The organism is Streptomyces plumbidurans, from assembly GCF_019857225.1.
In the GTDB taxonomy this organism is placed as follows: domain Bacteria; phylum Actinomycetota; class Actinomycetes; order Streptomycetales; family Streptomycetaceae; genus Streptomyces; species Streptomyces plumbidurans.
Genome location: NZ_JAFJSY010000033.1, coordinates 63123 through 87580 on the forward strand (window position 1 = coordinate 63123; position 24458 = coordinate 87580).

At 69.4% G+C, this 24458-nt stretch carries 18 protein-coding genes, 1 tRNA gene and 1 pseudogene; 6 read left to right on the forward strand and 14 right to left on the reverse strand.

The genetic code is table 11. The features are described from left to right. Positions 1–99 precede the first annotated feature (99 nt). From JYK17_RS21740 to JYK17_RS21780, 9 genes are all read right to left on the reverse strand, one after another. Positions 100–1239 (reverse strand): LCP family protein, encoded by a 1140-nt coding sequence (locus JYK17_RS21740; protein WP_222811021.1) that lies wholly within the window; start codon positions 1237–1239, stop codon positions 100–102. Positions 1240–1463: 224 nt separating this feature from the next. Then, the gene (locus JYK17_RS21745; protein WP_222811022.1) at positions 1464–3290 is read right to left on the reverse strand and encodes a trypsin-like serine protease; all 1827 of its coding nucleotides are present in this window, start codon (positions 3288–3290) and stop codon (positions 1464–1466) included. A gap of 158 nt (positions 3291–3448) precedes the next feature. Next, positions 3449–5482: a transcription termination factor Rho gene (rho, locus tag JYK17_RS21750; protein ID WP_181362609.1), complete on the reverse strand. Its 2034-nt coding sequence runs from the start codon at positions 5480–5482 to the stop codon at positions 3449–3451. A 414-nt stretch (positions 5483–5896) separates the two neighbouring features. Next, positions 5897–6814, reverse strand: a complete 918-nt coding sequence (thrB, locus tag JYK17_RS21755; protein ID WP_108014888.1) for a homoserine kinase — start codon at positions 6812–6814, stop codon at positions 5897–5899. Between the two features lie 285 nt (positions 6815–7099). Then, positions 7100–8158 carry a threonine synthase gene (gene thrC, locus JYK17_RS21760; RefSeq protein ID WP_108014887.1) on the reverse strand — a complete coding sequence of 353 codons (1059 nt, stop codon included), beginning with the start codon at positions 8156–8158 and terminating at the stop codon, positions 7100–7102. Between the two features lie 6 nt (positions 8159–8164). Then, a complete protein-coding gene (locus tag JYK17_RS21765; RefSeq protein ID WP_108014886.1) occupies positions 8165–9457 on the reverse strand; it encodes a homoserine dehydrogenase in 1293 nt (430 codons plus the stop codon). Between the two features lie 172 nt (positions 9458–9629). Further along, positions 9630–11021 (reverse strand): diaminopimelate decarboxylase, encoded by a 1392-nt coding sequence (gene lysA, locus JYK17_RS21770; RefSeq protein WP_222811023.1) that lies wholly within the window; start codon positions 11019–11021, stop codon positions 9630–9632. A gap of 76 nt (positions 11022–11097) precedes the next feature. After that, complete coding sequence (nrtL, locus tag JYK17_RS21775) at positions 11098–12129, reverse strand: ArgS-related anticodon-binding protein NrtL (RefSeq protein ID WP_108014884.1); 1032 nt, start codon at positions 12127–12129, stop codon at positions 11098–11100. A 107-nt stretch (positions 12130–12236) separates the two neighbouring features. Continuing rightward, entirely contained in the window at positions 12237–12686 is a 450-nt protein-coding gene (locus JYK17_RS21780; protein WP_372465223.1) for a response regulator, read from the reverse strand. 501 nt (positions 12687–13187) lie between these two features. Here JYK17_RS21780 and JYK17_RS21785 point away from each other — a divergent pair. After that, positions 13188–13259: transfer RNA gene (locus JYK17_RS21785), tRNA-Arg, on the forward strand. 210 nt (positions 13260–13469) lie between these two features. On the opposite strand, the gene JYK17_RS21790 is transcribed toward JYK17_RS21785, so the two are convergent. Both JYK17_RS21790 and JYK17_RS21795 read right to left on the reverse strand, forming a co-directional pair. Continuing rightward, on the reverse strand, positions 13470–13931 hold the full coding sequence (locus JYK17_RS21790) for a DUF2199 domain-containing protein (RefSeq protein WP_234548499.1): 462 nt from the start codon (positions 13929–13931) through the stop codon (positions 13470–13472). A gap of 175 nt (positions 13932–14106) precedes the next feature. Next, positions 14107–15108 (reverse strand): annotated as a pseudogene (locus JYK17_RS21795) (tyrosine-type recombinase/integrase); the annotation flags it as partial. Between the two features lie 91 nt (positions 15109–15199). Between JYK17_RS21795 and JYK17_RS21800 the strand changes: the two are divergent. Further along, entirely contained in the window at positions 15200–15862 is a 663-nt protein-coding gene (locus JYK17_RS21800) for a hypothetical protein (protein ID WP_128801925.1), read from the forward strand. A 358-nt stretch (positions 15863–16220) separates the two neighbouring features. Here the strand turns inward: JYK17_RS21800 and JYK17_RS21805 are convergent, their stop codons facing one another. Together JYK17_RS21805 and JYK17_RS21810 are read right to left on the reverse strand one after the other, a co-directional pair. Further along, positions 16221–16583, reverse strand: coding sequence for a hypothetical protein (locus tag JYK17_RS21805; RefSeq protein WP_108014863.1), 363 nt, complete (start codon positions 16581–16583; stop codon positions 16221–16223). A gap of 49 nt (positions 16584–16632) precedes the next feature. Next, positions 16633–17157, reverse strand: coding sequence for a DUF3761 domain-containing protein (locus JYK17_RS21810; protein WP_128801926.1), 525 nt, complete (start codon positions 17155–17157; stop codon positions 16633–16635). 227 nt (positions 17158–17384) lie between these two features. On the opposite strand from JYK17_RS21810, the gene JYK17_RS21815 reads away from it, so the two are divergent. Genes JYK17_RS21815 through meaB form a run of 3 tightly spaced genes read left to right on the forward strand, consistent with a single transcriptional unit; the run spans position 17385 to position 22374 of the window. After that, positions 17385–19202, forward strand: a complete 1818-nt coding sequence (locus JYK17_RS21815) for a methylmalonyl-CoA mutase family protein (protein ID WP_222811024.1) — start codon at positions 17385–17387, stop codon at positions 19200–19202. Continuing rightward, entirely contained in the window at positions 19202–21364 is a 2163-nt protein-coding gene (scpA, locus tag JYK17_RS21820) for a methylmalonyl-CoA mutase (protein WP_108014860.1), read from the forward strand. The genes JYK17_RS21815 and scpA overlap by 1 nt, the downstream gene beginning before the upstream one ends. 5 nt (positions 21365–21369) lie before the next feature. Continuing rightward, on the forward strand, positions 21370–22374 hold the full coding sequence (gene meaB / locus JYK17_RS21825; RefSeq protein ID WP_108014859.1) for a methylmalonyl Co-A mutase-associated GTPase MeaB: 1005 nt from the start codon (positions 21370–21372) through the stop codon (positions 22372–22374). A gap of 33 nt (positions 22375–22407) precedes the next feature. Here meaB and ku read toward each other — a convergent pair whose 3' ends face one another. After that, positions 22408–23508 carry a non-homologous end joining protein Ku gene (gene ku, locus JYK17_RS21830; RefSeq protein WP_108014972.1) on the reverse strand — a complete coding sequence of 367 codons (1101 nt, stop codon included), beginning with the start codon at positions 23506–23508 and terminating at the stop codon, positions 22408–22410. 62 nt (positions 23509–23570) lie between these two features. On the opposite strand from ku, the gene ligD reads away from it, so the two are divergent. Beyond that, on the forward strand, positions 23571–24452 hold the full coding sequence (gene ligD / locus JYK17_RS21835) for a non-homologous end-joining DNA ligase (RefSeq protein WP_108014858.1): 882 nt from the start codon (positions 23571–23573) through the stop codon (positions 24450–24452). The last annotated feature ends 6 nt before the right edge of the window (positions 24453–24458 follow it).

Genomic DNA, 24458 nt, shown 5'->3' on the forward strand with positions numbered 1-24458 from the left:
CACGTGAACCGGAGCCGACGTACCAGTCTGCCAGGACTGGGGCCATCCCCCAAAACCGGGGGTTCGGGTGTTCTATTCCGGGTGGCCCCGCCGGGGCCCTCAGCCGGCGTGCACGACGCCCTTGGCGTCGCCCGTGGCCGTTCCCTTCGTCGCCGACCTCGGGATGGCCCGGTCGTTCTTCAGGGCCGTCCAGACCTGCTCGGACTTGGCCTTCTCGACGATGACGCGGTTGCGGTTGGACGGGTCGTACTGGACCGGCATCGTGACCATGGTCATCTTCGAGGAGCTGATGCCCTTGAGGCCGTTGGCGAAGGACATCAGGGAGTTGACCGAGCCCAGGTCGGAGTCGGTGGTGACGGTCTTGGTGCCGGTGTCGGCGAGGTCGTAGAGCTTCTTCGGGCTGGTGAAGACGCCGAGGTGCTTGACCTGGTCGGCCAGCGCCTTGATGAAGGCCTGCTGGAGCTGGATGCGGCCGAGGTCGGAGCCGTCGCCGACGCCGTGCCGGGTGCGGACCAGGCCGAGGGCCTGCTCGCCGTCGAGCTTGTGGGTGCCGGCCTTGAGGTCCAGATGGCTCTCGGGGTCCTTGATGTCCTTGGTCGTGGTGACCGGGACGCCGCCGAGCTCGTCGACGAGCTTCTCGAAGCCCTTGAAGTCGACCTCGAGATAGTGGTCCATGCGGATGTCCGTGAGGGACTCGACGGTCTTGACCGCGCAGGCCGCACCGCCCGTGGAATAGGCGGAGTTGAACATCACGCCGTGTGCGGCGGGATGCGTGCCGCCGTGGGTGTCGGTGCACTCGGGGCGGTCGATGATGGTGTCGCGCGGAATGGAGACCACACTGGCCCGCTTGTGGCCCTTGTACACGTGCACGACCATCGCGGTGTCGGAGCGGGCCGACCCGTCGTCCGCGCCGCCGCCGAGCTTCTTGTTGCCGCCGGCGCGGGAGTCCGAGCCGAGCACGAGGATGTTCTCCGAGCCGTTGTCGACCTTCGTCGGCCGGGACGTGCCGAGGGCCGAGTCGATGTCGATGCTCTTGATGTTGCCGTTGAGCTTGAAGTACACGTACCCCGCTCCGGTACCGCCCAGCACGACGATGCCCGCCGCGACCCAGGCCGTGACCAAGAGGCCCTTCTGGCGCTTGCTGCGGGGCTTGCGGCGACGGCCCTTGGCGCTGTTGCGCGGGCCGTTGGTGCCGGGGGTGCCCGGTATGCCGGGTCCCGGCGTGCTCTCGGCGGACATGTGCTCCTCGTTCTCGTACGGTCGGTTACCCCCTGAAGCCTGGGTCAGGCCGGTCGATACGGGTCGTATCGCACCATCGTCGCTCCATCGTCGCTCCATCGTCGCTCCATCCGGTCAGACGGAGAAACCCGAGAAAGGGTTGCACAACGCTCTGTGCCCAAACCGTGGACGCTTGGGCACAGAGCGTCACGAATGTTTACCGCTGTAACTTTCTCACCTGCGGTTCAGCCGAAGATGTCGTACTGCTGGAAACCGGTACCGACCGACACTCTTGTGGCAAAGATCTCGCTGGTGGCCTTGCCCGTGCCCTTGTACAGATAGAGCGTTCCGCCGGGCGTGCGGGCCAGGAAGTCGGCCTTGCCGTCGCCGCTCACGTCCCCGATCGCGTCGAAGGCGTTGTAGCCGGTCCAGGCACTGCGCACCTTGATGCGGGTCGAGAAGGCGCCGGAGCCCGACTTGCCGGTGCCCTTGTACAGGTACACGTCGCTGCTGCCGCTCTTGCGGGCGATCAGGTCGGTCTTGCCGTCGCCGGTGAAGTCCCCCTTGCCGCGCACGGAGTTGTACTGGTTCCAGCCCGTGCCGACCTTCACCCGGGGCGAGAAGGTGCCGTTGCCCTTGCCCGGGTAGATCCACAGGGTGCCACCGGAGTCGACGGAGAGCAGGTCCGGCAGATAGTCGCCGGTGACGTCGCCCGGTACGACGATCCGGGTGCGGGTCTTCCAATTGGTGGCGAGCTTCGTCTTCGACCAGGAACCGGTCGAGGGCACGTAGTGCGACCAGTAGACGTCACCGGTGGAGCTCTGGCGCACCACGAGGTCCTGATAGCCGTCCCGGTTCAGGTCGGTCTGCAGGACGAGGTTGACGCCGTCGTACGACCCCACGGACGTGCGCGTGGCGAACGAACTGCCCTTGGAGTCCTTCTCGTACGCCTCCTTGGAGGACGAACTGCGCACGAACAGGTCGGCCTTGCCGTCGGTGTAGCTGAGGTTGGCGTCGTCGACGTTCGCGTAGGCGGTACCCACGTAGGTGCTGACCTTGGAGAAGACGCTGTAGTAGCCCTTCGTCACGCAGTCCGTGACGCCCCATGAGACGACGCCGACGATACGGCCGCCGACGACCAGCGGGCCGCCGGAGTCGCCGTTGCAGGCCGCCTTGGTGCCGCTGTCGCTGCCGCTCTGCGAGCCGGCGCAGATCATGTGGCCCTTGACGTACTCGCTGCCGTAGACGCCGGTGCAGGTGCTGTCGGCGTGGATGCTGAGCGTGGCCGACTTCAGCGTGCCGGAGATGTCCTGACTGGTGGAGCTGGTGCGCCCCCAGCCGTAGAGCTTGGCGCTGGTGCCGCCCGCGTAGGAGGCGGTGTCGCCGGACGTCGTCATGCGGATCGGCGTGGCCTTCACCGGGGCGGCGAGGGTCAGGACGGCGATGTCGTTGTTGATCGCCGACGGGCTGTACGAGGGGTGGGTCCACTGCCGCAGGGGCAGTGAGACGGTGCCGCCGTGCAGGTCGGTGTTGCCGGCGCTGTCCGTGGTCGGCAGCTGCGCGGTGCCGGTGACGACGGCGCCGTACGCCTTCCAGTTGTAGCTCTTGCCGGTCTCGTCCTTGGTGCAGTGCGCGGCGGTGAGGATCTTCGTCGGCGCCACGACGGTGCCGCCACAGAAGAAGCCGAGGTCGTCGCTCTCGTCGGCGGTGCCCCGGTCGTCGTAGTACCAGAGCTGCGCCATCCAGGGCGCGGAGGTGATGGCGGTGGTGGTGCCGCCGATGACGTAGGGGGTCGCGGAGGAGCGGGTGGAGTCGGTCGTGCTCGCGCTGAAGGACGACTTCGGCGTCGATCGTCCCGCGGTGCCGTCGGTGGCGAGCGCACCGGTGACGCGCCGCGTCAGCTCGGCGGCCGGTACGGAGCTGGTGGCGGGCCTGACCTTGGGCGTCGGCACCGTGGTCGCGGCGTTCGCCGAGGAGGTCAGCAGCGCGGCGACGACGGCAGCGGCGGCGCCTGCGGCCGCGACGGGCAGGGCGAGGCGTATCCGGCGTCTGTGGCGGCCACGTCCGGACATGGGTGTGGACAAGAGTGTTCCCCCCAGGGCACAAGTGACAGGAGGGGCGCGAGAGTGCGGCCCCGTCCCTATCAGCGCCGAAAGGCCCCCGCCCGTCACCGAGGTGAACGGAAGGAGGCCTTTCTTGGGAGAGTCTTGGAACTCCCTGAGACTTCGCGTCAGTCGCCGTTGCCGGGAGTGGGCGTCGTCTTCTGGATCTGCATCAGGAACTCGGCGTTCGACTTGGTCTGCTTCATCTTGTCGAGGAGCAGTTCTACCGCCTGCTGCTGGTCGAGTGCGTGCAGCACCCGGCGCAGCTTCCAGACGATGGCGAGCTCGTCGCTGGCGAGCAGGATCTCTTCCTTACGGGTGCCGGACGCGTCGACGTCCACCGCCGGGAAGATCCTCTTGTCGGCGAGCTTGCGGTCGAGCTTGAGCTCGGCGTTGCCCGTGCCCTTGAACTCCTCGAAGATGACCTCGTCCATGCGGGACCCGGTGTCCACCAGCGCGGTGGCGAGGATGGTCAGCGAACCGCCGTCCTCGATGTTGCGGGCCGCACCGAAGAAGCGCTTCGGCGGGTACAGGGCGGTCGAGTCGACACCACCGGACAGGATGCGGCCGGAGGCGGGCGCGGCGAGGTTGTACGCACGGCCCAGACGCGTGATCGAGTCGAGCAGCACGACGACGTCGTGACCCAGCTCCACCAGGCGCTTGGCGCGCTCGATGGCGAGCTCGGCGACCGTGGTGTGGTCCTCGGCCGGGCGGTCGAAGGTCGAGGAGATGACCTCGCCCTTCACCGACCGCTGCATGTCGGTGACCTCTTCGGGACGCTCGTCGACGAGGACGACCATCAGGTGGCACTCGGGGTTGTTGTGCGTGATCGCGTTGGCGATCGCCTGCATGATCATGGTCTTGCCGGTCTTCGGCGGGGCCACGATCAGACCGCGCTGGCCCTTACCGATCGGCGACACGAGGTCGATGATGCGGGTGGTCAGCACGCCCGGGTCCGTCTCCAGGCGGAGGCGGTCCTGCGGGTAGAGCGGGGTCAGCTTGTTGAACTCCGGGCGGCCGCGGCCGTGTTCGGGCGCCATGCCGTTGACGGAGTCGAGGCGGACCAGCGCGTTGAACTTCTCGCGGCGCTCGCCCTCCTTGGGCTGGCGGACCGCACCGGTGATGTGGTCGCCCTTGCGCAGACCGTTCTTGCGGACCTGGGCGAGGGAGACGTACACGTCGTTGGGGCCCGGCAGGTAGCCGGAGGTCCGGATGAACGCGTAGTTGTCCAGGATGTCCAGGATGCCCGCGACCGGGATCAGGACGTCGTCCTCGGCGATCTGCGGTTCGCCGGCCATCTCGTCACGGCCGCGACGGCCACGACGGTCGCGGTAGCGGCCGCGACGGCCACGGCGGCCGCCCTCGAAGTCGTCGTCGTCCTGCGGGCCGTTGTCGCGCTGGCGGTCCTGACGGCCGCCGCCCTGCTGGTTCTGCTGGCCGCGCTGGCCCTGCTGGTCGTCGCCCTTGTTGCCGCGGCGGTCGCCACGGTCACCGCGGTCGTTGCGGTCCCCGCGGTCGTTGCGGTCCCCGCGGTCACGGTCCCGGCCGCGGTCACGGCGGTCGCGGCGGCCTCGGCCCTCGCCGTCACCGGCGTCGTTCCTGGACTCGCCCTGCGCCTGCGGGGCGGGCGTCTCGGCCTTCGGCTCGCTCTTGGCCTCGGCGGTGACCGTCTCGGGGCTGCCCGCCTCGGCGGTGGCGCGACGGCGGCGGCGCTCGGCGGGAGCGTCCTCCGACCCGTCACGCGAGGGGCCGCCGGCCGGCTGGCCGGGAATCTCGATCTGCTGTTGGGCCGTGGCCTTCTCGGCCGGGGCGGCCGACTTCTTCTCCGCGGCGTCGGCCGCGTCGTCACCCGTGCGGGACCTGGAGGTGGCGCGGCGCTTGGGCTTGGTGTCGGCCTCCGCGGCCTTGGCGGGAGCGGCGGCACCTCCCCCGGCCTGCGCCTCCTTGATGACCTCGATCAGCTGGCTCTTGCGCATACGCGCCGTGCCCCTGATGCCGAGGCCGGATGCGACCTGCTGCAGCTCGGCCAGCACCATGCCGTCGAGGCCGGTACCACGGCGCCGCCGGGAGCCTGCACCGGTGGCAGGCGCGGAGGCGTCCGTGGCGGGCGCGGCAGCAGTCTCCTCGACACGTGCGCCCATCAGATCGGTGGTGTCGCTCACGAAGGGTCCTTCCCTGGAGCGGACGTCGGCCTGTCTGGCTCGGCGACCGGTTGTGCTTCCGGCTGCGGCCCTTGCTGTCTGGACCGTGCCGGGGCGGTGGTCCGCCACATGGCGGCGGAGGCAATATCTGGGATGGCGCTTCCCGGAACCTGGGCCGTGGCACCCGGTGTCAGTGTCACGTGGCTCGGTCGCACCGATTCCGGAGCGTGCCCGGCAAGTCGCTCAGCGCCCGCGTACGACGTACTGCCCACATACGTCGTACGGAACACAGTGTGGCTTGGGAGGCTCCCGGAAGAATGTCTGTCCCGAACTGGGACACGAAGCACCTCGCCATGGTGGGGTCGGGTGCAGACTTGAGGTTAACACTACCGGATCCAACAAACATTCCCCCTCTCGAAATCCGGCAACCGTGTGTCAGGTGGCCAGCGGCAGCACGCTCGCCCCCTGTGCGTCGAGCTCCAGCCGGTTCGCGGCCCAGCCCTCACCTGCCACATCTGCCACCTTGTCGGCGCTGTCGGCGTCGGCCAGCGCGAGCACGGTGGGTCCTGCTCCGGAGATGACTGCCGGGACTCCGTCGGCCCGCAGCCGCTCCACCAGCGCGGCGCTCTCCGGCATGGCGGGCGCGCGGTACTCCTGGTGGAGGCGGTCCTCTGTGGCGGGCAGCAGCAGCTCGGGGCGCCGGGTGAGGGCCTCGACGAGCAGGGCGGCACGGCCCGCGTTGGCGGCGGCGTCGACGTGCGGCACGGTGCGCGGGAGCAGGCCGCGCGCGGTCTCGGTGAGGACCGGCTTTCCGGGCACGAAAACCACCGGAACGATGGAATCGGCGGCGTCCATCCTGATCGCCCGGGCGGCTCCGGCCTCCATCCAGGACAAGGTGAAACCGCCGAGCAGACAGGCCGCCACGTTGTCGGGATGGCCCTCGATCTCGGTCGCGAGCTCCAGCAGGGCCGTGTCGTCGAGCTTGGACTCCCCGCCTATGGTCACGGCGCGCGCGGCGACGATGCCCGCGCAGATGGCGGCCGAGGAGGAGCCGAGGCCGCGGCCGTGCGGGATGCGGTTGGCGCACACGATCTCCAGGCCGCGCGGCTGCCCGCCGAGCAGGTCGAAGGCGGTGCGCAGGGACCGTACGAGCAGATGGTTCTCATCACGCGGCAGCGTCTGACTGCCCTCGCCCGCGATGTCGATGTGCAGCCCGGTGTCGGCGACCCGGACGACCACGTCGTCGTAGAGCCCCAGCGACAGGCCGAGGGCGTCGAAGCCCGGGCCGAGGTTGGCGCTGGTGGCGGGGACGCGCACCCTTACGGCTGCGGCGCGGAATGCGGGACCGGCCATCTTTCGATGACTCTCCTTAGAGCTGCGTGATGGTCGAAGACATTCGATGACACTCGCTACGGCATCGGATACGTACACGGAGACCCTCGGGCCGTTCGGGCGCGGCGCGGCACCGACCACATGCTCCATGTGCGGAGGCATATGCGTCGGGCGGGTTCGGTACAGCCTATCGAAGGAAGCTTCTGTGGCGACATAGGGCGCACAGGAGGCGCACGATGCGTGCCACAAGCCCCCTGTGCACCCCTTGGCGCAAGCTCCGTCAGGCCGGACCGTCGGGCCGGACGCTCAGGCCAGACCGAGGCGTTCGGCCGCGGCCACCGCGTCGACCGGGACGGTGACCGGCTGCGGGGCGCCGGCGACGGCCCAGTCGGGGTCCTTCAGGCCGTTTCCGGTCACGGTGCACACGATGCGCTGGCCCGGATCGACCTTGCCCTGCTCGGCGGCCTTCAGCAGCCCGGCCACGGACGCGGCGGACGCCGGCTCGACGAAGACGCCCTCCTGGGCGGCCAACAGCCGGTAGGCGCGCAGGATCTCACGGTCCGTCACCTCGTCGATGAAGCCGCCGGACTCGTCCCGCGCGGCCAGTGCGTACTGCCAGGAGGCGGGGTTGCCGATACGGATCGCGGTGGCGATGGTCGAGGGGTCCTTGACGATCTCGCCGCGCACGATCGGGGCGCTGCCGGACGCCTGGAAGCCCCACATGCGCGGGGTGCGGGTGGCCGGGCCGTCGGCGGCGTACTCGCGGTAGCCCTTCCAGTAGGCCGTGATGTTGCCCGCGTTGCCGACCGGGAGGACGTGGATGTCGGGGGCGTCGCCCAGCATGTCGACGATCTCGAAGGCGGCCGTCTTCTGGCCCTCGATGCGCACGGGGTTGACCGAATTCACCAGCGCCACGGGGTAGTTGTCGCTCAGCGAGCGGGCGAGGGTGAGGCAGTCGTCGAAGTTGCCGTCGACCTGGAGGATCTTGGCGCCGTGCACCAGCGCCTGGCCCATCTTGCCGAGCGCGATCTTGCCCTGCGGCACGAGAACGGCCGAAACCATACCGGCGCGTACGGCATAGGCGGCCGCGCTCGCCGACGTGTTGCCGGTGGAGGCACAGATGACCGCCTTGGCGCCCTCCTCCTTGGCCCTGGTGATGGCCATGGTCATGCCGCGGTCCTTGAAGGAACCGGTGGGGTTCGCGCCCTCCACCTTGAGGTGGACCTCGCAGCCGGTGCGCTCGGAGAGCACCTGCGCGGGCACGAGGGGCGTGCCGCCCTCGCGGAGCGTCACGACCGGCGTGGTGTCGGAGACGGGCAGCCGGTCCCGGTACTCCTCGATGATTCCGCGCCACTGGTGGGTCATTGCTGGTTACTCTCCTTCAACCCGCATGATGCTGGCGACACCCCGCACGGTGTCGAGCTTGCGCAGCGCCTCGACGGTCCCGGACAGGGAGGCGTCGGACGCGCGGTGGGTGACGACGACGAGAGAGGCCTCGCCGTCCTTGCCCTGCTGCCGAACGGTATCGATCGACACTCCGTGCTCGGCGAACACGGTCGCGACCTGGGCGAGAACACCCGGTTTGTCCGCTACGTCGAGGCTGATGTGATAGCGCGTCACCACCTCGCCCATGCCCGACACGGGCAGCGCGGCGTACGCGGACTCGCCGGGGCCGATCGCCCCGCCCAGCCGGTTGCGGCAGACGGCGACCAGGTCGCCCAGCACGGCGGAGGCGGTGGGCGCGCCGCCCGCGCCGGGGCCGTAGAACATGAGCTGTCCGCTCGCGTCGGACTCGACGAACACGGCGTTGTACGCGCCGCGCACGGAGGCGAGCGGGTGGCTCAGCGGGATCATGGCGGGGTGCACGCGCGCGGTGACGGACCGGCCGTCCCCGGCGCGCTCGCAGATGGCGAGCAGCTTGATGGTGCAGCCCATGTTCTTGGCGGAGGCGAAGTCCGCCGCCGTCACCTCGGTCATGCCCTCGCGGTAGACGTCGTCGAGGCGCACCCGGGAGTGGAAGGCGATGCCGGCCAGGATGGCGGCCTTGGCGGCGGCGTCGAAGCCCTCGACGTCGGCGGTGGGGTCGGCTTCTGCGTACCCGAGGGCGGTGGCCTCGTCGAGCGCCTCCTGGTACCCGGCGCCGGTCGAGTCCATCTTGTCGAGGATGAAGTTGGTGGTGCCGTTGACGATGCCGAGCACGCGGTTGACCTTGTCGCCGGCGAGGGACTCGCGCAGCGGCCGGATCAGCGGAATCGCACCCGCGACGGCGGCCTCGTAGTACAGATCCCTGCCGTGCTCCTCGGCGGCGGCGTGCAGGGCGGCGCCGTCCTGGGCGAGCAGCGCCTTGTTGGCGGAGACGACGGAGGCGCCGTGCTCGAAGGCGGTGGTGATGAGCGAGCGGGCGGGCTCGATACCGCCGATGACCTCGACCACCACGTCGATGTCCCCGCGTTTGACGAGCGCGGTGGCGTCGCTGGTGACGAGCTCCGGCGCGATGCCCTCGCGCACCTTGGAGGGACGGCGTACGGCCACGCCCGCGAGTTCCACGGGGGCGCCGATCCGGGCGGCGAGGTCGGCGGCGTGCGTCGTCATGATGCGCGCCACCTCTGAGCCGACGACCCCACAGCCCAGCAGCGCCACCTTCAGCGGACGCGTACGCATCATCCGACCTCGTTTCCTCATACCGTCACGGTTGGACCAGTCTCACTCACCGGACCGGAGTTTCTATGCCATGTCCGGATCGTGAGACATCGATTTCATTTGTACCGGGGTGGAAGACAGGAGATCTTCCGCCCCTTTGGGCGCGTCTCTTTTCGTCGGGCCTTTGGGTCGGGGCTCAGCCGACATCGAGGCGCAGGAGGTCCTCCTCGGTCTCGCGGCGCACGATGACGCGGGCCTCGCCGTCGTGCACGGCGATGACGGGCGGCCGCAGCACATGGTTGTAGTTGCTCGCCATGGAGCGGCAGTAGGCACCGGTGGCGGGCACGGCGACCAGGTCGCCGGGGGCCAGGTCTGAGGGCAGGAACGCGTCCTTGACCACGATGTCCCCGCTCTCGCAGTGCTTGCCGACGATCCGGGCGAGCATCGGCTCGGCGTCCGAGGTGCGCGAGACGAGCGCGACGCTGTACTCGGCGTCGTAGAGCGCCGTGCGGATGTTGTCCGACATGCCTCCGTCGACGGAGACGTACGTCCGCAGTCCGTCCAGCGGCTTGATGGTGCCGACCTCGTAGAGCGTGAAGGCGGTCGGGCCGACAATGGCGCGCCCGGGCTCGACGGAGATGCGCGGTGTGCGCAGCTTGGCGGCCTCGCACTCACGGGTGACGATCTCGGTGAGCGCCTTGGCGATCTCGTGCGGCTCGCGGGGGTCGTCGTCGCTGGTGTACGCGATGCCGAGGCCGCCGCCGAGGTCGATCTCGGGCAGCTCGACACCGTGCTCGTCCCGGACGTCCTTGAGCAGCCCGACCACGCGGTGCGCGGCGACCTCGAAACCGGACATGTCGAAGATCTGCGACCCGATGTGGGAGTGGATCCCGATGAGCTCGAGCGAGTCGAGCTGGAGCGCACGGCGCACCGCCTCCGCCGCCTGTCCGCCGGCCAGCGGGATCCCGAACTTCTGGTCCTCGTGGGCGGTGGCGATGAACTCGTGCGTGTGCGCCTCCACCCCGACCGTGATCCGGATCTGCACGCGCTGCCGCGTGCCGAGTTCCCGCGCGATGTGCGCGACGCGGACGATCTCCTGGAAGGAGTCGAGAACGATACGGCCCACACCCTCGCCGATCGCCCGGCGGATCTCCTCGACGGACTTGTTGTTGCCGTGGAAGGCGATGCGCTCTGCGGGCATCCCCGCGGACAGCGCGGTGGCCAGCTCGCCGCCGGAGCAGACGTCGAGGTTGAGCCCCTCCTCGTGCAGCCACCGCACGACGGCACGGGACAGGAAGGCCTTGCCGGCGTAGAAGACGTCGGCATCACCCCCGAAGGCACCCCGCCAGGCCCGCGCCCGGGCCCGGAAGTCCGCCTCGTCGAGAACGTAGGCGGGGGTGCCGTACTGCTCGGCGATCGACTTAACGTCCATACCGCCGACAGTGGCCACACCGTCCGCGTCACGACTGACCGTCTGCGCCCACACCTTCGGGTCGAGGACATTGAGGTCGGCGGGCGGGGCGGAGTAGTGCCCTTCGGGAAGAACGTCGGCGTGACGGGGGCCGGCGGGGTGTGCGGAACGGCTCATGGGTTCGGGTGGCTTTCTGGTTGCGTCACGGGTGATCGGGTGCTGGGTGCGTCGCCAGAGGTGAGCTGCACGTGCGTCACAGGTGATCGGGGGCGTCGATGCCGAGCAGGGAGAGGCCGCCGGCCAGCACCGTCCCGGCGGCTTCGGCGAGCGCGAGCCGGGCACGGTGGGCGGCCGAGGGTTTCTCGTCGCCACGCGGAAGGACGGCGGGCAGGACGGGGAGCACGGCATCGGCGACGGTGACGAGGTGCCGCGCAAGACTGTCGGGCGTGCGGTGTGCTGCCGCACGGGCAAGGACGCGGGGGTGGTCGGAGAGGGGGGTGAGGAGGGGGGACCAGTTGGTGTGCGGGTCCTTTTGTAGATCTCCGTCTTGTACGCGTTCGTCCTGTACGTGTCCGTCTACGTCACCGGGGTCGGGGGTGAAGCCCAGGGCGGCGGCGTTGCGGCGGAGGGCCCGGGTGCGGGCGTGGGCGTAACGGACGCGGAAGAGAGGGTTGCTCTCGCGCTGGAGCAGATGATCGGCGGTGATACGGGGCCGGTCGTGGGCGGCGGGGTGCAGCAGCGCCCAGCGGGCGGCGTCGGGACCGAGCGGGGCGGGGTCGTCCGGGGCCGGGACGGGCCGGAGGTTCACGGGCTCGCGGTGGTCGACCTCGACGCGCCCCCCTTGCGAACCGACGATCCGCACGAGCGCGTCCGCGACGACTTCGGCTCGGACCTCGTACGGGATGCGCAGCTCGACGACCTGCCCGGCGAGGGAGTCGCCGTGGCCGTAGGCCGGGCCGGCGTCGAGGATCTCGCGGGTCAGGGCGGCTGCGGATGCCGCTGCCCCCTGCAGGCTGATGTTGATGAAGCCGGGTCCGGTGACGACGACGTCGGCCACACCCTCCGCCTCGGCGAGACGCCCCTTGAGGATCTCGGCAACCCGCAACGGCGGCTGCCCGGCCGACCGCGCGAGCTGCAACGCGATGCTGGTGGCGTAGTCCCCGCAGCCCCCCGGACCGGGCGGCGCCACGACGACCTCCCCCGGCACGGCCACCCTCAGCTCCCCCGCATCCACAGCACGACACACCGCGCGCAGCACGGTGCGGGAGAGCTCGACGGGGGTCACGGGTCAAGCGTATGGGAGGAGGGGGGTGGGGAGGCGAGCCGGTTTGGGTGGGGGTCCGGGATGTGGACGGGGCCTACGGTGCTGCGGTCGGCGCTGCGGGAACGCTTTCAGGCGCCGGCACGCCCGGCCCGCTCGGCCTCACCGACCCCGAGAACGCTCCCCAGCTGGGAGTCATCGCCCTCACCGCGGCTCCCCCCACCCCTCTTCCGCTCGACCAACTGCTGTACGAGGCGCACGAGTTCGGCAGGCTCGAAGGGCTTGGCGAGGAAAGCGTCGACGCCGACGTCCAGCCCGGCATCGACCTCGTACGAGGTACAGGCGCTGACGATGGCGAGGGGAAGATCACGGGTGCGTGGATCGCTGCGGAGGCGGGCGGCGGTACGAAGTCCGTCAAGCCGGGGCATCACGACATCGAGGGTGACCACATCGGGCCGCACTTGATGAACGACATCCAGACACTCGGCACCATCAGCCGCGGTCACCACCTCGAAGCCCTCCAGCTCGAGATTGACCCTGATCAGCTGCCGGATGACCTTGTTGTCGTCCACAACAAGCACCCGACCCGACGCGCCTGGCACAACTCGAGAGTAGGTCGACACCGGCCACCGCGTCCGGCTTTTCCCCACTTCTGGCCCGTGCGGGGGATGGGGGCGGGGGCGGTGACGGCATCGGGGGGTACGGGATTCGGTTCTGCGGGTGCGTGGGGGGCCTGCGGGACGGTCTGGTTGCGGGCTGGGGGGGGGACGAACTCGGCTTGTGGGGCGAAGGGGGCGCGACGGGTTGGCGGAATGTGGGCGGAGTCGGGGATCGGAGCCCTGAAGGCGGCACTGGATGCCAGGCGCAACGGAACGAAGGTGCGGACGGGAACGGGCCGCTTCGGCTGTGTGGCCAACAACGGACAGGCGACGCAACCCCACACCCGAGGGCCCCGAACCGGGCAACACGGGCACCGCATCCCGCCGATGGCCCCCGGAACGACGCCACAAAACCCGTTCATGAACACCCTGGATCAGCTGGTAGGGTTCTACCCGTCGCCGCGCACACAGCGCAGCCGACACGCCCCCGTAGCTCAGGGGATAGAGCAACGGCCTCCGGAGCCGTGTGCGCAGGTTCGAATCCTGCCGGGGGCACCCTGCATGAGGTGCCCAAAGACCCCGTCACCAGTGGAAACGCTGAGAACGGGGTCTTCGCGTATGTGCAGGAGAACGCCGCCGAAAGCAGCCGTTTGCCAGTGATCACGTTGTAATAGCGTGTTGATCCTGAGGGACTTCATGGCAGGTCAGAGGGCGTTCTCCGCGCCTCGCAGCGACGCCGTGTGGACTACCTGTGAACGAGCCGGATCAGCCGTAACCAGCCTTTGGGTGCAGGACGGCCTCTGCGATCTCGCGCACGCGATCCCGGGTAATACCCGTCCGCTGCTCGACGGCGAGGGGATGGTCTGTGGGTTCCAACTCGATGAAGGGGCGACGGCCGAGCGGACGCGTATGAGCGTTCGTCTTCAGGTTGAGCGTGCTGGGCGAATACAGACTCAGCTCGGTGGTCAGCCAGCCGAAGTACGGTTTCTCCGCTTCGCGACCTGGGGTGTTCCACACGTCAACGGCTCGGGCGAAGTTGTCTCGGCTCAAGGAGACCCAGACACCCCAGGAGAAAGAGGCTTCACTGCCGATCACCGGTATCTCGATCAGGCCCTTGATGAAGCAATGCTGGCCTTTGATGATGCACTGATCGGAGGACAGCATGCTGTCGGGATCGTCCGCAAAGCTCTGATCCCAGACATCAGGAGCCATGGTCGAGTAGCCCATCGGAAGTTCTGCGTGGTAGTCCCCGCAGCATGAGCATGTGTAGCCGAGATCGTTCGCCATGCCCGGGAGCTTAACCAGCCGATGATCACAGACAATCGCATGCGGGCACATACACAGACCAGAGCCCCGGGCCAGAATCGGCCCGGAGCTACCGGCAGTCGGTCATGCGGTTGTTTCAGTCCGTGGCATCGTCCTCCTCCCCCAGACCTTGCATGATCCGGTCGTTCATCTCCTGCTCTTGGCCATCGATGCACTTGGCGTAGATCTTCAGAAGGACGTCCACCGAGTGGCCGGCGCGAGCGGCTACCTCCGGCGCCGGAACTCCTGAGTTGAGCCACTGGGAGACGCCCGCATGGCGCAGGTCGTACGGCCGGAAGGCCAGGACCGAGGAGACCTGATCAGGCACGAGCGCCAGCTCGCGGGCCTGTTTCCACGCCCGCGAGTACGACGAGGCGGCGATTACGTTGCCCCGCTCGCTGGAGAACAGTCGACCGTCCTTCGCCGTGCCGAACTCCTTGAGGTGCTCACGAAGCAGGCTCACGAGCGGAGGCGGTATCGGCACGATGCGCACCTCACCATGGGCTCGCTGTTTCAGGCCGCGGCGATCGTGAGCCTCGCCGGAGTCCGTCCAGGCCTTGCCCACCGTGGGACGGGTCTCCGCCAACTCGATGCGTCCCCAGCCGGACGCCGGAAGCGTGCAGTCGGAACGTCGAAGCCCCAACGCCTCCCCCGGTCGCACGGCCGCGTAATACAGGCGCCCGAAGAACGCCCGCAGCCGCCGGCCGCTCGCTCGGTCATAGCCGCCCACATACGTGAGCGCGGTCAGGAGTTCCCGCGCCTGCCGAGGGTTGACCACTACCCGGCGGTCGACCTCCTGCACAGCCCGCTTCCCCCGCTTCCGCCGCACGCGGCTCAGAGGGTTGGAGGGCAGGTGTTCGAGCTCTACCGCGTACTCAAGTGCGTTGAAGACCACGGCTCGCCGCCGCCGGTACGTCTGAGTTGCCGCAGGCTTACCGTCCAGCTTCCGGCCCAGCGCGTCGATCAGCTCATGCACGCGGGTGATCTCTTGCAGTTCTACCACCGGAAGCGACGTCTTCTCGATCCACCGCACCGCCGCGGCGATCTCCTCCGGCCGCTCCCGCTCCCTGCGAGGCACGGGCAGCACGTACGCAACAAGCCGGTGGGGCCCCGCGGATCGCTGCGGGGCCCCACGGCTGACATGCTGGCGGCCAGCATCCAACGACCTTGAGGGGGAACGAACCGTGACCGTGAGTGACGGCATTGCCTGGATAGGCGCACACCTTCACAGTCCTGTATCCGCCGCCGTGCCGGGGATGCTCGGCGGCATCTCGCTCACCGCGGCCAGGGGGATGGAGGCTGACGAGTTCCTCATTGCGCTAGGCGCCGACCTGGATGAGCTCGCCGCCCGTACCCCTTACAGGGATCTCGCCGTGCCGGTGGGTCAGCCGGGCAGGCCGTCGTCCCACATCAACCCTGTCATGTACGGAATGTGCGGCGACTGGCTGTACGTACTGGAGGACTGGGGCGCGGCGACGTGGTCGAGCGGCTACCGCAAGGTGCAGTCGATGTGGCCCTGTCCCGGGCAGGAGATCGTCTGCGTGACGGTGGACCGGTTCAGCCCGCCGTCGAAGATCCTGCATGTGCCCGGGGACGAGATCGCACGCCGGGCGGAGTTCGGGCAGGACACCGGGGAGAGGTCCGCTCTGGACGCAGCGCTCGATGCCTCGGGTGCGGTGTTCCCGTCGATCGCCGACGTCGGCGAGGTCGCTGTGGTGGCGCACTACGAGCAGCACGGGCCCCGGCTGCCCGCGTTGGTGTTGGCCGCGGTGGGCGCCTACTGCGGCCTGTCCATCGACCAGGAGGCCGTTCGCGCCGGCACTCTTCCCGGCGTCCTTCTCCCCATGCCCTGACCTGCGGGTTCTGAGCCTCCCTGCCGTGACAGCAGTCCTGGCGGCAGCGAGGGCATACGCCGGCTTCGCCTGATGACTCCTGCCGCGCCCGCTGCGCTCGCACTTGGACCAGCCATCAAGCCGAACGGGAGACGGTGCGGCGAAGTGTGGGGCGCCGACCGAGGCAGGTGGTCGGTGTCAGAGGCGGGTGGTGACTGGTACGTCGCGGTGTCCGGTTCACCAAGGGCCCTGGTCGGCCTACGGTGTGGCTCAGCGCAAGGAGAAGGAAGCCAAGGAGAAGAAGCGCAAGATACGCAAGAAGCGCTAGCCCGAACTAACGCCCTCGGCCCTCCGCCGAGGCTGACAGCGATCGCATTTGTCACTTCTCCCGGCACTCACCGAACACCCTCTGCTGCTCGTCCCGCCAACTCCAGTTCTCCGGCCGGGAGAAGGGCAGGCTCCTGGCCAGGGTGGAGAACTGGTCGGATGGCTCCCCGCTGGCCTTGTTCACAACGATTGCCGAGAGCATGGGGGCTCGGCCGTCTTCGTTGCGGTGGAGGCAGACGTCCTTGAGGAGGTAGGTCATGATGCCGCGGTGAGGTGGGATGGAGTCGAAGCCTCCTGCCGCCAGCTCGGCGCTCAGCTCTCCGTACGTGATGGTCTGCCCCTGCCGGGCCCGCTTTCGCAGGATTTCTGCCGCCAGTTCGACCGCTGCCGGGTATTCGGGGTCCTTGATCCGCACTGTTCCTCCCCCACCGCGTGGACGCTGCTCAGTCTGCCCAAAAGCCCGCTCATCGATAGAAGACCGCCACGCCCCCATGGTGTGAGCACGCCCCCTGGTGGTGGGCCGCGTACGAGTACGTGCCGTCGTTGCAGCGGGCTGTTGCGCCGTTGCCCGGGGAGGTGGAGCCGCCCGAGGAGGTGGAGCCTCCGGTGGATGACGTACCGCCAGATGAGCCGCTGCCGCTCGTTCCTGAACCTGAGGAGGCGGCGTGGGCCGTGACGGTGACCTTTACCTTGACTGTTTTCGTCACGGTCGGGGCGGGCTTCGGCTTGGCGGTTTGCGTTGCCGTCGCTGTCGCTGTGACCGTTGCTGTGGCCGTTGCCGTGGCCGTCGGCTGGGCCTTGTCGGCGGCTGCCGTCTTGGTCGTGTTCGTGTTCTGGCTGTCGGCGCCGGCCGCGGCCGTGCCCAGGGCGAACGCGAGGAACAGGGCGGGCAGTACGAATCGCTTGCGGGCCCACTTGGGTGCGGGGCGGGTGGCCGGCGGGCCGGGCGGCGGCGGGTACGGCGGCGGCTGGGGCTGGTAGTGGCTCATGGAATCCCCCGGGTCCAGCGGTGCGTCGAGCGGTACGTGAGGGGCGAAACTATCCGTGCATGCCCGCCAGATGTGAGGGACTGGTGGAGATGGTGATTGAGTTGTAATACTGCAAGGCTCAACTACCCCAGCCGAAGCCCCCGAGACCCACATCACAACCCGCAAGAGAACAAGGTCACAGCCCTTCCCCCTGCTGCTCCTTTGGACCTCTGGCCTAGCATCCGAGCATGACGGTCCTGCCTGACGACGGGCTCTCGCTGGCCGCCGAGTTCCCTGACGCGACTCGTGAACAGTGGCAACACCTCGTGGAGGGTGTGCTGCGCAAGTCGGGCAAGGATGTCTCGGGGTCGGCTGCGGAAGAAGCCCTGTCCACCGCGCTCGAGGACGGGCTGCGCACCCGCCCCCTGTACACCGCGCGCGACGCCGCGCCCGATGCCGGGATGCCCGGGTTCGCCCCGTATGTACGTGGCGGTCGCCCCGAGGGCAACACCGGCGGCGGGTGGGATCTGCGGCAGCGGCACACCGTGGGCGGCGACGGCGTCGTGCTCGCCGACCTGGAGAACGGCGTCACCTCGCTCTGGCTGGTCCTCGGTGAGGGCGGCATCCCGGTGTCGGAGCTCGGGCGGGTGCTGGACGGTGTTTATCTTGATCTTGCTCCCGTCGTTCTCGACGCCGGAGACCAAGTCGAGGCCGCCGCGCGTGAGTTGATGCGGGTCTATGACGAGCGCGGTGTCGCCCACGACACCGTCCGCGGCAACCTCGGGGGCGATCCGCTCGGGCACGAAGCCCGTACGGGGCAGGCCCTCGACTTCGCGTCCGTCGTACCGCTCGCCCGGCTGTGCGCCGAACGGTACCCGGGGCTGCGTGCCTTCACCGTCGACGCGCTGCCCTATCACGAGGCCGGCGGGTCCGCCGCGCAAGAACTCGGCTGCTCCCTCGCCACCGGCGTCGCCTATCTGCGTGCACTCACCGAAGCAGGCGCCGGTTCCACAGGACTGACCGTCGAACAGGCCACCGCCCAGCTGGAGTTCCGCTACGCCGCCACCGCCGACCAGTTCCTCACCATCGCCAAGCTGCGCGCCGCGCGCCGGTTGTGGGCGCGGGTCACCGAGGTGTGCGGGGCGCCCGGCGCCCAGGTGCAGCATGCCGTCACCTCGCCGGTGATGATGACGCGCCGGGACCCCTGGGTGAACATGCTGCGGACGACGATCGCGACGCTGGCCGCCGGGGTCGGCGGGGCCGACGCCGTGACCGTGCTGCCGTTCGACCACGCGCTCGGACTTCCGGACGCGTTCGCGCGACGTATCGCCCGCAACACCTCGACCATCCTCATCGAGGAGTCGCACCTGGCGCGGGTGATCGATCCGGCGGGCGGTTCCTGGTACGTGGAGCGGCTGACGGACGAACTCGCCCATGCGGGCTGGGAGTTCTTCCAGCGGATCGAGCGGGCAGGGGGGCAGGCTGCCGCCCTTCGCTCCGGGCAGATCGAGCAGGACCTCGCCGAGACCTGGCAGGCCCGCAGCGGCAGGCTCGCCAAGCGGCGCGAACCCGTCACCGGCGTCAGCGAGTTCCCGAATCTCGCCGAGCCGGCCGTGGAGCGGGAGCCCGCTCCCGAGCCTCCCTCCGGCGGCCTTCCGCGCGTCCGGCGCGACGAGGCGTACGAGGCGCTGCGTGCCCGTTCCGACGCGCACCTGGCCGCCACCGGCTCCCGGCCCCGTATCTTCCTGGCCGCGCTCGGTCCGGCGGCAGCCCATACCGCGCGCCTCACCTTCGCCTCCAACCTCTTCCAGGCGGGCGGCATCGAGCCCGTCACCGGGGGCACCTTCGAGGAGAGCGGCGCCACCGAGGTGTGTCTGTGCTCCAGCGACGCCGTGTACGAGGAGCAGGCGGCCGAGGTCTCCGCGCGACTGAAGGCGGCCGGTGCCGCGCATGTGTTCCTCGCCGGGCGGCCCGGGGACCACCCCGGGGTCGACGGTCACGTCTTCGCGGGCTGCGACGCCGTCGCCGTGCTGTCCGCCACCCTCGACCGTATGGGAGTGTCCTGATGGGAATCCCCGACTTCTCCGGGATCGAGCTCGGGGAGCCGAGGACCGACGCCGGCGTCGACGACTGGCGCAAGGCGGCCGGGAACGACGGAACCTTCTGGGAGACCCCGGAGGGCATCGCGGTCAAGCCCCTCTACACCGGTCGTGACCTGGAGGGCCTGGACTTCCTGGACACGTACCCGGGCATGGCGCCGTATCTGCGCGGGCCGTACCCGACGATGTACGTCAACCAGCCCTGGACGATCCGCCAGTACGCGGGCTTCTCCACCGCCGAGGAGTCCAACGCCTTCTACCGGCGCAATCTGGCGGCCGGTCAGAAGGGCCTGTCGGTCGCCTTCGACCTGCCCACGCACCGGGGGTACGACAGCGACCACCCGCGGGTGACGGGCGACGTCGGCATGGCGGGTGTCGCCATCGATTCGATCTACGACATGCGGCAGTTGTTCGACGGCATTCCGTTGGACAAGATGACCGTGTCGATGACGATGAACGGTGCCGTGCTGCCGGTGCTGGCGCTGTACATCGTGGCGGCGGAGGAACAGGGCGTAGCGCCCGAGAAGTTGGCCGGGACCATCCAGAACGACATCCTCAAGGAGTTCATGGTCCGCAACACCTACATCTATCCGCCGAAGCCGTCGATGCGGATCATCTCCGACATCTTCGCCTTCACCTCGCAGCGGATGCCGCGCTACAACTCCATCTCCATCTCCGGCTATCACATCCAGGAGGCGGGTGCGACGGCCGATCTGGAGCTGGCGTACACGCTCGCGGACGGGGTCGAGTACATCCGGGCGGGGCGTGAAGCGGGCCTGGACGTGGACGCGTTCGCGCCGAGGCTGTCGTTCTTCTGGGCGATCGGCATGAACTTCTTCATGGAGGTCGCCAAGCTGCGGGCGGCGCGGCTGCTGTGGGCGAAGCTGGTGAAGCAGTTCGACCCGCAGAACGCCAAGTCCCTTTCCCTGCGCACCCATTCGCAGACCTCGGGCTGGTCGCTGACCGCGCAGGACGTGTTCAACAACGTCACGCGTACGTGTGTGGAGGCGATGGCGGCGACGCAGGGCCACACGCAGTCGCTGCACACCAACGCCCTCGACGAGGCGCTCGCGCTGCCCACCGACTTCTCGGCCCGTATCGCGCGCAACACGCAGCTGCTGATCCAGCAGGAGTCCGGTACGACGCGGACGATCGACCCGTGGGGCGGCAGCGCCTACGTCGAGAAGCTGACGTACGACCTCGCCCGGCGGGCCTGGCAGCACATCCAGGAGGTCGAGCAGGCGGGCGGCATGGCCAAGGCGATCGACGCCGGCATCCCCAAGCTGCGCATCGAGGAGGCCGCGGCCCGCACCCAGGCCCGGATCGACTCGGGGCGTCAGCCCGTCATCGGCGTCAACAAGTACCGGGTCGACAGCGACGAGCAGATCGACGTGCTCAAGGTCGACAACTCCTCCGTACGGGCGCAGCAGATCGAGAAGTTGCGGCGGCTGCGGGCGGAGCGGGACGAGCGGGCCTGCCAGGACGCGCTCGACGCGCTCACCCGGGCCGCGGGCGGCGAGGGCAACCTGCTGGAGCTGGCGGTGAACGCGGCCCGCGCGAAGGCCACCGTGGGCGAGATCTCGGACGCCCTGGAGAAGGTGTACGGGCGGCACGCGAGCCAGATCCGTACCATCACCGGCGTGTACCGCAACGAAGCCGGCGAGTCCCCGTCCGTGGAGCGCACCCGCACGCTCGTGTCCGACTTCGAGGAGGCCGAGGGGCGCCGTCCGCGCATCCTGGTCGCCAAGATGGGCCAGGACGGCCACGACCGCGGCCAGAAGGTGATCGCGACCGCGTTCGCCGACCTCGGCTTCGACGTGGACGTCGGCCCGCTCTTCCAGACGCCCGCCGAGGTGGCACGCCAGGCCGTCGAGGCCGACGTGCACATCGTCGGGGTGTCGTCGCTGGCGGCCGGGCACCTCACCCTCGTACCGGCGCTGCGCGAGCAGCTCGCCGAGGAGGGGCGCGAGGACATCATGATCGTGGTGGGCGGCGTGATCCCGCCGCAGGATGTGCCCACGCTCCTGGAGATGGGTGCGGCGGCCGTCTTCCCGCCCGGGACGGTGATCCCGGACGCGGCCCACGATCTCGTACGACGGCTGGCGGCCGGTCTCGGGCACGAGCTGTAGCGGCCATGGCAGCGATCGAACTCGACACGTATGTGAAGGGCGTGCTCGACGGGAAGCGGGCGATCGTCGCGCGCGCCATCACGCTCGTCGAGTCCACCCGACCCCAACACCGGGCGCTGGCACAGCAGTTGCTGACCGAGCTGCTGCCGCACAGCGGGAAGGCGCGACGGATCGGGGTCAGCGGGGTGCCGGGCGTCGGGAAGTCGACCTTCATCGACGCGTTCGGGACGATGCTCACTGGGCTGGGGTACCGGGTCGCGGTGCTGGCCGTGGACCCCTCCTCCACCCGTACCGGCGGGTCCATCCTCGGCGACAAGACGCGCATGGAGCGCCTGGCCGTGGACCCCGCGGCATTCATCCGCCCCTCCCCCACGGCGGGGACGCTGGGCGGTGTCGCCAAAGCGACCCGGGAGTCGATCGTCGTCATGGAGGCGGCGGGCTACGACGTGATCCTCGTGGAGACGGTCGGTGTCGGGCAGTCGGAGACCGCCGTCGCCAACATGGTCGACTCCTTCCTGCTGTTGACGCTGGCGCGTACGGGCGACCAGTTGCAGGGCATCAAGAAGGGCGTCCTGGAGCTGGCCGACGTGATCGCCGTCAACAAGGCGGACGGGCCGCACGAACGCGACGCCCGCGCCGCCGCACGGGAGTTGGCGGGCGCGCTGCGGCTGATGCACGGCAAGGACGCGTTCTGGACGCCGCCGGTGCTGCACTGCAGCGCCCGCGAGTCGTCCGGACTGGACTCCGTCTGGGAGCGCCTGGAACAGCACCGCACCCTGCTCGACAGCACCGGCCGCCTCGCGGAGAAGCGGCGTGGCCAGCAGGTCGACTGGACCTGGGGCATGGTCCACGACGAACTCCTCGACCGCCTCCACCACGATCCCGCCGTACGCGCGCTCGTGCCGTCTCTCGAACAGCAGGTCAGGGACGGCGAGTTGACGGCTACGCTGGCGGCGGAGCGGATTCTTGAGGCGTTCCGGGGGACGGACGGGGACGGGCCGGCTTCCTGAGCCGGCTGCGCTTCTTGAGCACGCGGGCGCGGTCTAGGCCGAGCGCCTGCGTGAAGCCGTCTTCTTCGCCGGAGTCTGCTTGGCGGTGGTCTTCTTCGCCGTCGACTTCTTGGCCGTGGACTTCTGCGTGCTCTGGTTCTTCGTGCTCTGGGACGACTTCGATGCCGTCTTCTTCACCGAGGACGAGGACGAGGCCGTGGACTTCTTGGCGGCGGTCTTCTTGCCCGTCGTCTTCTTGGCGGGCGACTTCTTGGCTGGCGACTTCTTGGCCGTCCGTTTCCGCGTCGGAAGGTGGGTGACTTCGGCGTCCTCCTGAGAACCGTCCTCCTGGGCACCGTCCTCCTGGGAGGCCTCCTCGCCCCGCGACTCCTTGGCCGCCTGCACGCTCTTCTCCAGGGCCGCCATGAGGTCGAGCACCTTGCCGCCGCGGGCCGGTTCGGGGCTCTGCGGGGGTGCTTCGCCTGCGGCCTTCGCCGCGACCACCTCTTCGAGGGCCTCGCGGTACTCGTCGTGCAGCTCCTCGATGTCGATCTCGCCCAGGGTGTCCATCAGGGCGTCCGCGAGGTCGAGTTCCTTGTCGTTGACGGTGACGTTCGTGTCGGGGGCGACGCCCTCCGGGGCGCGTACCTCGTCCGGCCACAGCAGGCCGTGCATCGCGATGGCGTCCCCGACCACACGCAGCATCCCCAGGCGCTCCTTGCCGCGCAGTGCGAACTTCGCGACGGCCACCTTGTTGCTGCGCTTGAGCGCCTCACGGAGCAGGGTGTACGGCTTGGCCGCCGGGGCCCCGCCCGCCTCGAGGTAGTACGCCGCGTCCATCTGCAGCGGGTCGATGCGGTCCGCCGGTACGAAGGCCACGATCTCGATCGTCCTGGCCGTGGGCAGCGGCAGATGGGACAGGTCCTCGTCCGTGATCGGAATCATCGAGCCGTCGGCGTCCTCGTAGGCCTTGCCGATCTCCGCCCCGCTGACCTCCTTCTCCTCCAGCTCGCAGACCTTGCGGTAGCGAATGCGGCCGCCGTCCTCCGTATGGATCTGGCGGAAGGAGATGGAGTGGTTTTCGGTGGCGTTCACCAGCTTGATCGGGATGCTGACCAGACCGAACGAGATGGCGCCGTTCCATATGGATCGCACGTGCAGCACCCTTTCGTTGGGTTTGCCCCGCTCCTTTGCGGTTTGCGTGAGATTCTCATCGTATGACGCCGATCACGGAGGTGGAGGGGAGACGTCTCGCCCTCAGCAACCTGGAGAAGGTGCTCTATCCCGCCACCGGGTTCACCAAGGGCGAGGTGCTGCACTACTACGCCATCGCCGCCGAGGTTCTGCTGCCTCACCTGCGGGATCGTCCCGTGTCGTTCCTGCGGTATCCCGACGGGCCGGACGGTCAGGTCTTCTTCGCCAAGAACGTGCCGCCCGGTACGCCCGACTGGGTCACCACCGCCGAGGTGCCGCGGGTGGAGGGGCCGGCGCGGATGGTGTTCGTGCAGGACCTGCCGAGTCTGATGTGGGCGGCCAATCTCGTGACCGAGCTGCACACGCCCCAGTGGGTCATCGCGGACCCGGGCGTCGCCGACCGGATCGTCTTCGACCTCGACCCCGGCCCGCCCGCGACCGTCGTCCACTGCTGCGAGGTCGCGCTCTGGCTGCGGGAACGGCTGGCCGCCGACGGCATCCGGGCCTGCGCCAAGACCTCCGGGTCCAAGGGCCTGCATCTGCTCGCGGCCGTACGGCCGACGCCGTCGGAGCGGGTCAGCGAGTACGCCAAGGAGCTCGCCGTGGAGGCCGAACGGGCCATGCCCCGACTGGTCCTGCACCGGATGACGCGGAGTCTGCGGCCCGGCAAGGTGTTCGTCGACTGGAGCCAGAACGCGGCCCGCAAGACCACCGCCGCGCCCTACACACTACGGGCCCGCAGCGAGCCCACCGTCTCCGCGCCGGTGACCTGGAGCGAGGTCGAGGAGTGCGGCGCGCCCGCCCGCCTCACCTTCCAGGCAGGCGACATCGCCCCCCGCGTACAGGACTACGGCGACCTGCTGACCCCGCTGCTCGACGCGGAGGACGCCGGGTCGGTTCCCTGAGGGGGC

Coding starts and splice junctions, on each gene's coding strand:
- JYK17_RS21740 (WP_222811021.1), bottom strand. CDS start 1,239: ATGTCCGCCGAGAGCACGCCGGGACCCGGCATACCGGGCACCCCCGGC.
- JYK17_RS21745 (WP_222811022.1), bottom strand. CDS start 3,290: ATGTCCGGACGTGGCCGCCACAGACGCCGGATACGCCTCGCCCTGCCC.
- thrB (WP_108014888.1), bottom strand. CDS start 6,814: ATGGCCGGTCCCGCATTCCGCGCCGCAGCCGTAAGGGTGCGCGTCCCC.
- thrC (WP_108014887.1), bottom strand. CDS start 8,158: ATGACCCACCAGTGGCGCGGAATCATCGAGGAGTACCGGGACCGGCTG.
- JYK17_RS21765 (WP_108014886.1), bottom strand. CDS start 9,457: ATGATGCGTACGCGTCCGCTGAAGGTGGCGCTGCTGGGCTGTGGGGTC.
- lysA (WP_222811023.1), bottom strand. CDS start 11,021: ATGAGCCGTTCCGCACACCCCGCCGGCCCCCGTCACGCCGACGTTCTT.
- JYK17_RS21790 (WP_234548499.1), bottom strand. CDS start 13,931: ATGGGCTACTCGACCATGGCTCCTGATGTCTGGGATCAGAGCTTTGCG.
- JYK17_RS21810 (WP_128801926.1), bottom strand. CDS start 17,157: ATGAGCCACTACCAGCCCCAGCCGCCGCCGTACCCGCCGCCGCCCGGC.
- JYK17_RS21815 (WP_222811024.1), top strand. CDS start 17,385: ATGACGGTCCTGCCTGACGACGGGCTCTCGCTGGCCGCCGAGTTCCCT.
- scpA (WP_108014860.1), top strand. CDS start 19,202: ATGGGAATCCCCGACTTCTCCGGGATCGAGCTCGGGGAGCCGAGGACC.
- meaB (WP_108014859.1), top strand. CDS start 21,370: ATGGCAGCGATCGAACTCGACACGTATGTGAAGGGCGTGCTCGACGGG.
- ligD (WP_108014858.1), top strand. CDS start 23,571: ATGACGCCGATCACGGAGGTGGAGGGGAGACGTCTCGCCCTCAGCAAC.